The sequence below is a fragment of the Vibrio genomosp. F10 str. 9ZD137 genome, assembly GCF_049974785.1.
Classification (GTDB): Bacteria; Pseudomonadota; Gammaproteobacteria; order Enterobacterales; family Vibrionaceae; genus Vibrio.
In genome coordinates this window covers 1-7785 of sequence record NZ_JBNGCJ010000717.1, presented here as the reverse complement: position 1 = coordinate 7785, position 7785 = coordinate 1, and the positions used below count along the sequence as shown (strand labels likewise).

Genomic DNA, 7785 nt, shown 5'->3' with positions numbered 1-7785 from the left:
CCGTATTGTTGTGGCTCGTTCTGGTAGCCCGATTGTTATCGGTTTCGGTGTTGGTGAGAACTTCCTAGCATCTGATCAATTGGCACTACTAAGTGTAACCCGTCGCTTCATGTACCTTGAAGAAGGGGATGTTGCTGAGGTGACTCGTCGTGATGTCTCGGTATTTGATTTAGCAGGTGAGCGTGTTGAACGTGACATCGTTGAGTCAAATGCAGAACACGATGCGGGTGACAAGGGTCAATACCGTCACTTCATGCAGAAAGAAATCTTTGAGCAGCCAACAGCGCTAATCAACACGATGGAAGGTCGCATCTCTGAAACGTCTGTTATCACTAATGCAATTGGTGTTAAGGCAGAAGAGATCCTAAGCAAGGTTGAACACGTGCAGATCATCGCATGTGGTACGTCTTACAACTCAGGTATGGCGGCTCGCTACTGGTTTGAGTCTCTAGCTGGCGTAAGCTGTGACGTAGAGATCGCTTCTGAGTTCCGTTACCGTGACTTCGTTGTTCGCCCGAACAGCCTATTGGTAACTCTGTCTCAATCTGGTGAAACGGCTGATACACTGGCTGCACTTCGTCTTGCAAAAGAAAAAGGCTACATGTCAGCAATGACTATTTGTAACGTAGCGGGTTCTTCTTTGGTTCGTGAATCTGATTTTGCCTTCATGACTCGCGCAGGAACAGAGATCGGTGTTGCTTCTACTAAAGCTTTCACTACCCAACTAGCAGCAATGCTGATGATGGTAACGTCAATTGGTCGTCTACAAGGTCGCATCAATCAAGAGAAAGAAGCTGAGATCGTTCAAGCACTGCACCAACTTCCAGCTGATATCGAGAAAGCACTCACATTTGATAAAGAGATCGAAGCGTTGGCTCCGGATTTTGCTGATAAACAACACACATTATTCTTGGGGCGCGGTGAGTTCTATCCTATTGCTATGGAAGCCTCATTGAAGCTGAAAGAAATATCTTACATCCATGCTGAAGCCTATGCCGCTGGTGAACTTAAACATGGGCCTCTTGCGTTGATTGATGCGGATATGCCCGTCGTTGTTGTTGCACCAAATAATGATTTACTGGAAAAGTTAAAATCGAATGTCGAAGAAGTAAGGGCTCGTGGCGGTTTGTTGTATGTGTTTGCTGATGAAAAGGCAGGGTTTGAAAGCGATGAGAACATGAAAATCATCAAAATGCCTCATGTGAGTGATATTACAGCCCCTATTTTTTACACGGTTCCAATGCAGTTACTGTCTTACCATGTCGCGCTGATCAAAGGTACGGATGTCGACCAACCTAGAAATCTAGCTAAAGCTGTGACGGTGGAATAAATGGTCAGAGAGCTAAACGACAATTAGTTATATTTGAAGCCAAGGTCATCGCCTTGGCTTTATATTTTCTTTATTGAGGTGCCGTTAATTGCACATGCGCATTCTTTTTTACCAAATCCGCTTGCTCATGCGGTTTCTAGCATTGACTGGCGAATAAAAGGGAATAAAGGCTAGAATGGACTGTCTTTGCCGAGTTCATTGCAGATATCGACAATAGCCAGTGATAGGCTTGATTTAATAATTTGCTGCTGCCGCTGTAATTGAAGGTGATAGAACTCAATATTAACATCGTCATCAGGCTCAGTGACTTCAAGTTGAACCATGCCCATTTTTTTGACTAGGTTGAGTTCTTTTATTGGTAGAAGAATATTAGGATCAGTGAACTGATAATCCGCCGCATCGTTATTCAGTTTATTTTTGAGCTTAATAATATCCTCGATGTCGTGATATACCTCATCGGGAAGGACACCCAAGCCAAACAGCAACTTTAAACGAACAGAAAGATCACCCAATGGGCCAGTATCTTGCAACAGTGGCCCGACGACCGACTGCACGGCAAAATTATCTTTACGAAATATTCGCTGAACTAAAGCATCGATGGAATCGCTGAAAACGTCGACGGTCGCAATAAAAAAACCCCGCACAGAAGGTGCGTTATTTAGCTGTTCGATGATCTCAGTTTCGTTGATATTAATGGGCATACACTTCTTTTAAAATTACGATAAAAGGGGCATTAAGCCCCTATTTGTCTATAGTTGATTGAAAATTAGCTCAATGCTTTTCACTTCTTCGCTTGATTCAGCTAAGCCCGTATATTGCGCTAAGGTTTTCTTAACACCTTGTGTCTGTATCGACTGCTGTAACTCGACGGCCTGTGGATCGGTAGCGTTTGTGTATTTTAAAGCGGCAGCAATGCCTTTTAAAAGCGTTTTATTTTCAAGGTGATACTCGATTGTACCTAATAGCGGTTTGATTAATCGATCATTAGCCCCCAATTTTCGAATCGGTTGACGTCCTACACGATCCACTTCATCAATAAGGTATGGGTTGGCAAAGCGATCTAGAATCTTGTTAATGTACGCATTGTGGATATCACGATCAAAGCCATAACGTTGAATCAGTACTTCACCGCTTTCGAGCATCGCTTGTTTCACTTCGTCTCGAATCTCTTTATCTTCAATGGCATCACGAATCGTAGGGTGTCCTTTAAGCCACCCTAGGTAGGCAGTAACACAGTGACCAGTGTTAAGAGTAAACAGTTTACGTTCAACGAACGCCATTAGGTTTGAGGTCTTTTCCATACCATCAATATCAGGTATTTCACCTTTAAATTGTTGCTCGTCAACGATCCATTCACTAAAGCTTTCAACCGTCACCTCGAGAGGATCGTCATTGGCTGCCGAGGTAGGAGGAACGATACGATCAACGGCTGAATCAACAAACCCAATAAGGGTCTCTGCTTGGTGGTGCAATGATTCATCTAAGTATTTGTAAACTTCGCCTTTTAAATGCGTCGTCCCACGAACCATATTTTCACAAGCAATGATATTAAGGGGCTTTATATTCCCTGAGATGAAACGTTTCTCGATTCCCTTGGCAATCGTCTTAGCGATGATGTCGAGAACGTTTGGACCGACGGCTGTTGTCACTAAATCGGTTTTTACGATTTGGTCAATGACATCTTCGCTCGCCGAATTAACAGCAGTGACATGGGTGACAGTGTCCGTTTGACACTTCGAACCAACAACCTTGACTTTATATTCTTGTTTGTGACTGAGCTGATCCACTAGTGGTTCATCTACGTCGGCAAAGGTGACGGCAACGTCAGCGTCTGCGAGTAACTTACCAATGAAGCCACGGCCAATATTACCAGCACCAAAATGAACTGCATTTTTCATAATCTTACCTACTCAAAATATATAAATGGATAACGATTCTGCTTCTGGGTGAGGTCAACGTATAGGGGGCGCAGTTGACCTCTTTTGCTCAGGAGCAAAACTTTATGCGGCTTGGTGACCTGATAAGATGTTTAAAATTTCGTTTACATCTTGCGTATTGGTCAGCTTTTCGATGGCATCTGGCTCATCGAGCGCATTCGTTATTGAGGTAATAACTTGAATATGTTCGTCATTTTTAGCAGCAATACCGATAACCAGTTTCGCCACATCGTCTTTATCGTCAGTGAACTGAATACCCGATGGATATTGGCAAATCACTATGCCCGTTTTCTTTACGCGATCTTTTGCTTCTACGGTTCCATGAGGAACAGCAATAGATTCACCAAGATAAGTCGAGACCAATTTTTCACGCTCAAACATGGCATCGACATACTCTGGCTCTACATAACCAAGCTCAACGAGTTTGTTACCGGCAAAGCGAATCGCATCGTCTTTATTATTTGCTTTTAACCCAAGGTGAATATTCTTGCTTTGAATTTGGAAGACAGAAGGTTGAGTTTGCTCAAAGCTGTCGTCATTCGCCGCTAATACTGACATCTTACCAATGTTGTCTTCGTTGGCCGCTGTATTCTTTTGCGCAGACAATAGTTTTGCTACGAGCTGGTTGTACATTTCACTGTCTAGGAAATTCGTTAATGAAATGTGGTGTGCATTTTCAGCATGCATGCGAGCACGATCAGTCAGGTCTTTATGAGTAATCACAATATCGGCACCTTCTGTAAGGCTGTTAATCGCAAGGTTAGTGACATTAATGGCTAAACCCGCTTCTTGAATTTTTTTGCGCAATAGACCAGCGCCCATAGCACTAGACCCCATTCCTGCATCGCAAGCGACAACAATGCTTTGTACATTGGCTAAATCTATGTTGCCTTTATTTTGGTGAGCAACCGTTGCGCCTTTAGAAGCTGACTTCATATTTTTCATTTGAGATGTCGCTTTATTTAGCGCTGATTCGTCTCCATCTTCATCGGTTGTGGTTTGTGTTTTCATTAATACCGAAGCAACGGCAAATGAAACCGCAGCGGATGAAATGATAGAGGCTAGGACGCCGACGATTGAAGCTTTCTGAGTCATAAGTAACACAGCAAAGATTGAGCCTGGTGAAGCTGGAGAAACAATTCCCGCATCAAAGACAGTCAGAACAAATACGCCTGTCATACCACCAGCAATGGCAGCAAGAATCAATCGAGGGTTCATCAAGATGTATGGGAAATAAATCTCGTGGATACCACCAAAGAAATGAATGATCGATGCGCCACCAGCGGTTTGTTTTGCTGTGCCTTTACCAAACACCATGTACGCAAGCAAGATACCTAAACCAGGGCCTGGATTTGCTTCGATAAGGAAGAAAATCGATTGGCCTGCTTCAGAGGCTTGCTGAATACCCAGAGGAGAAAATATACCGTGGTTAATGGCGTTATTTAGGAAAAGGATTTTAGCTGGTTCAACAAAAATAGAGGTGAGAGGCAGAAGGTGTGCTTCTACTAAAAAGTGTACTCCGCCAGCAAGACCAGCAGATAATATTTTTACAAATGGTCCGATAAAGAAGAAAGCGATGATGGCACATACCATTCCGATAATGCCGGCTGAGAAATTGTTGACCAACATCTCAAAACCGCTTTTCACTTTCCCTTCAACTTTTTGGTCAAAGACTTTTATTGCCCAGCCGCCCATTGGGCCAACCATCATTGCCCCCATAAACATTGGGATGTCAGTCCCGACAATCACGCCCATTGTTGTAATTGCACCGACTACCGCGCCGCGTTCTCCGCCGACTAATTTACCGCCGGTATAACCGATCAATAAAGGTAATAGGTAGGTAATCATTGGTCCAACCATGGACGCAAGAGTTTCGTTTGGAAGCCAGCCAGTTGGAATAAAGAGTGCAGTAATAAACCCCCAGGCGATGAAGGCACCAATATTTGGCATTACCATGTTAGATAGGAAGCGACCAAAATTTTGTATCTTGATCTTAGCATCTGGTGATATCATTAGAATTCCCCGTTCGATGTTCTATTTAAATTTGTGTAGTAACGGTTCGCTAAAACCGTTGGTTGCTTAGTACTCAATCAATCTACCACATAAATTAATTTTAGAACTGACAACGGGTTTTTTGTGATTATCTTCTCATTATTGTAATGACTTTGTTAACTTTTGGTGATTGGCATCAAGTTATTAGTATGTAATTTACCTACAGAATAGATTAAATAAAAAAGTCAACAAAATTATGGGTGATACATCTATCATTTTCATTCATTTAAATTAAAAATAAATTGTGATACGCATCACTATTTTATCTATTTCCAATCTTTCTGTGATTTTTAATGTGATTTCGGTCGGTATTTTCTACTTGAGCCTTCATTTTGTCTTGAAATTTAACAACTCACAGGTTTTATCTGAAAGTTAATGACAGGTGAAGATGCATTGGTTTGGTGAATAGTGATAGATAGGTAGTCGTTTTAGGGCGATTATTGTTGATGGCATAGGGGAAGTTAAAAGAGTTTCTCCCTAGCTTTATCGAGAACGAACCAGTCGCGCCCCTTTTCGATGCGATCTTGATCCTTTTTTTTAATCAAATCAATCACTGCTCACAAAATATCCAACTGTAATATTAATTAAGGAAGATTGTTGTTACTTTGGGGTTGCGTTAAACGCCTATAAAAATAATGACATAACCTTTGTTTGCTGAGCTGGAATTGACGGGAGCTAATCGCTCCCGTCGTTGTATCCGGTGCAAAGTATCTGTAGCAAAGCAGAATGAAGGGTAGGACAGATATAAAAGGCCTGAGAAGCATAAACGCTCTCAGGCCTTTTATATAAGTAGTGACTACACGACTATCTGTACAGGTTTGATCATTGCAACTGATTATAGAGGCCAGTGGTACCTTAAGGGCTGCACTTATTACTTCTACTTCATTCCCGTAAAACCTCTCTATTACGTTTGTTAAACGCAGCATTTCTCCTAGGTATGAATCTCGATAGATTAATGCATGTTGGATTTCATGATCCAAATTTAGAGGAAGTATGATGTCAGCTATCGGCGTATCTAGAAGCGCATCTAGATAGGGCCCTAAAAATAAATAGAGCCAGCGTTGATTTGAATACCGCTTGGGAATTACTTGGTCACTTAGATCTAAAAATGACGCTTCGGTATGCACACTTAGCACCCGAACATAAATCGGTGACGGTGAACCTAATAGGCTTTAAGCTGCATGCTTATTGGCTTCATGGATACACAAGAAATCAGAAAACAGTAGCTGTAACTAAGGTTTATTGGTTAGTTAACCGTTATTAACCCGAAATCACGACTAAGTAAGCGATCAACTAGCGATCAAGTAAGCGATCAAGTTAAGCTATAGTGGCGAACATAATCACGAGTATCGAAATGGCCTATATACCACCTTTTAGTATCAACAATGACACCCTAAACATGGTTGCCGAGGTTAGCGGCTTACTTTGTTAGAGAAGGTCTGAGCTAGTATTGATTAGGTTATAAAGACGTGTAATTTGCTAGATAGAGAGCGGAAAAGCAAAAGGCCTGAGACGCATAACTGCTCTCAGGCCTTTTTGTTCTTTGTGAAGCGAACCGAATATGGTGGCCCCTCCCAGATTTGAACTGGGGACCGAACGATTATGAGCCAAGCTTCAGCCCTGTAATCAACATAGTAACCCTGCCCCGAATCACTCCGAAATCCACCAGCAAAATCACATCACCTGATTATCCGCATGAATTCTCTGACGTCGACGACGGGGATGATGGGGTTGTCGGGGATGACTTAGTACGACGACGCCGTCGAGGTTATGGGGGTAAAGTTGGGTGGAAAGACAGGAACCGGACAGGAAAAGACAGGAAGAATTCTCTAGGCGTAATAAGTCTAGAAATGAATTTATATTATTGAATTAGAATAACTTTTACCGACTTGTGTCGACAAGGGTCTTCTTTCTAGTTCAATAAATAAAGGAAAGTTTCTATGAACCAATCTAAAGGTAGTACAGCGAATGCAGAAGCTGATGCATCTAAAGACATGCCAAAACACAATCCATTCTCGAACATCCTCAAATCAGGGGAAGCAGACAAACTAGGTTCAAAATCTCAAGGGACAGTTCTCTACGAGATTGCTCAAAATATTGAGGATAAACAACTCTACTTCCGGATTGCTGGGCAGACAGGAGGGGCAGGGTTACATTCAAAACAATGGATTCCATGCTCTAAGTTATTCGAGGTTATCGAATCTCAGGGTAATAAACCATGGAAAAGTCAGGTCTACAAATCCCTCTATTCTTCTGGTTCAGCCAACAATCAGGGCTTCTGTGCCGCTATCGTTCGTGGCCTAGGTTTAGCCGTGAAAGCTGAGTCTTCTATTTACTTACATGTCGTGTCAGAGAAATACCAAGATAGAAAAAAGGAGCTTCTCGCACTGTCAAAATCAAGGGCTAAATAGTGTGTAAAAACCTTGTCGTCGTCGACGTAATGACGACGCCGTCAACAAAACCTAG

The 7785-nt window shown here is 42.3% G+C and carries 5 protein-coding genes; 2 read left to right on the top strand and 3 right to left on the bottom strand.

Translation table 11 applies throughout. The features are described 5' to 3' along the window. Positions 1 to 1330: glutamine--fructose-6-phosphate transaminase (isomerizing) (gene glmS / locus ACP45E_RS17090; RefSeq protein ID WP_069585304.1), on the top strand; the 1330-nt coding region annotated here is incomplete at its 5' end. Between the two features lie 170 nt (positions 1331 to 1500). On the opposite strand, the gene ACP45E_RS17085 is transcribed toward glmS, so the two are convergent. From ACP45E_RS17085 to ACP45E_RS17075, 3 genes are all read right to left on the bottom strand, one after another. Continuing rightward, positions 1501 to 2031 (bottom strand): MltR family transcriptional regulator, encoded by a 531-nt coding sequence (locus tag ACP45E_RS17085; protein WP_017038227.1) that lies wholly within the window; start codon positions 2029 to 2031, stop codon positions 1501 to 1503. A 48-nt stretch (positions 2032 to 2079) separates the two neighbouring features. Beyond that, complete coding sequence (locus ACP45E_RS17080; RefSeq protein WP_069585302.1) at positions 2080 to 3228, bottom strand: mannitol-1-phosphate 5-dehydrogenase; 1149 nt, start codon at positions 3226 to 3228, stop codon at positions 2080 to 2082. Positions 3229 to 3330: 102 nt separating this feature from the next. Beyond that, entirely contained in the window at positions 3331 to 5280 is a 1950-nt protein-coding gene (locus ACP45E_RS17075; RefSeq protein WP_017038225.1) for a PTS mannitol transporter subunit IICBA, read from the bottom strand. A gap of 1979 nt (positions 5281 to 7259) precedes the next feature. On the opposite strand from ACP45E_RS17075, the gene ACP45E_RS17070 reads away from it, so the two are divergent. Continuing rightward, on the top strand, positions 7260 to 7730 hold the full coding sequence (locus ACP45E_RS17070) for a hypothetical protein (protein ID WP_017037804.1): 471 nt from the start codon (positions 7260 to 7262) through the stop codon (positions 7728 to 7730). The last annotated feature ends 55 nt before the right edge of the window (positions 7731 to 7785 follow it).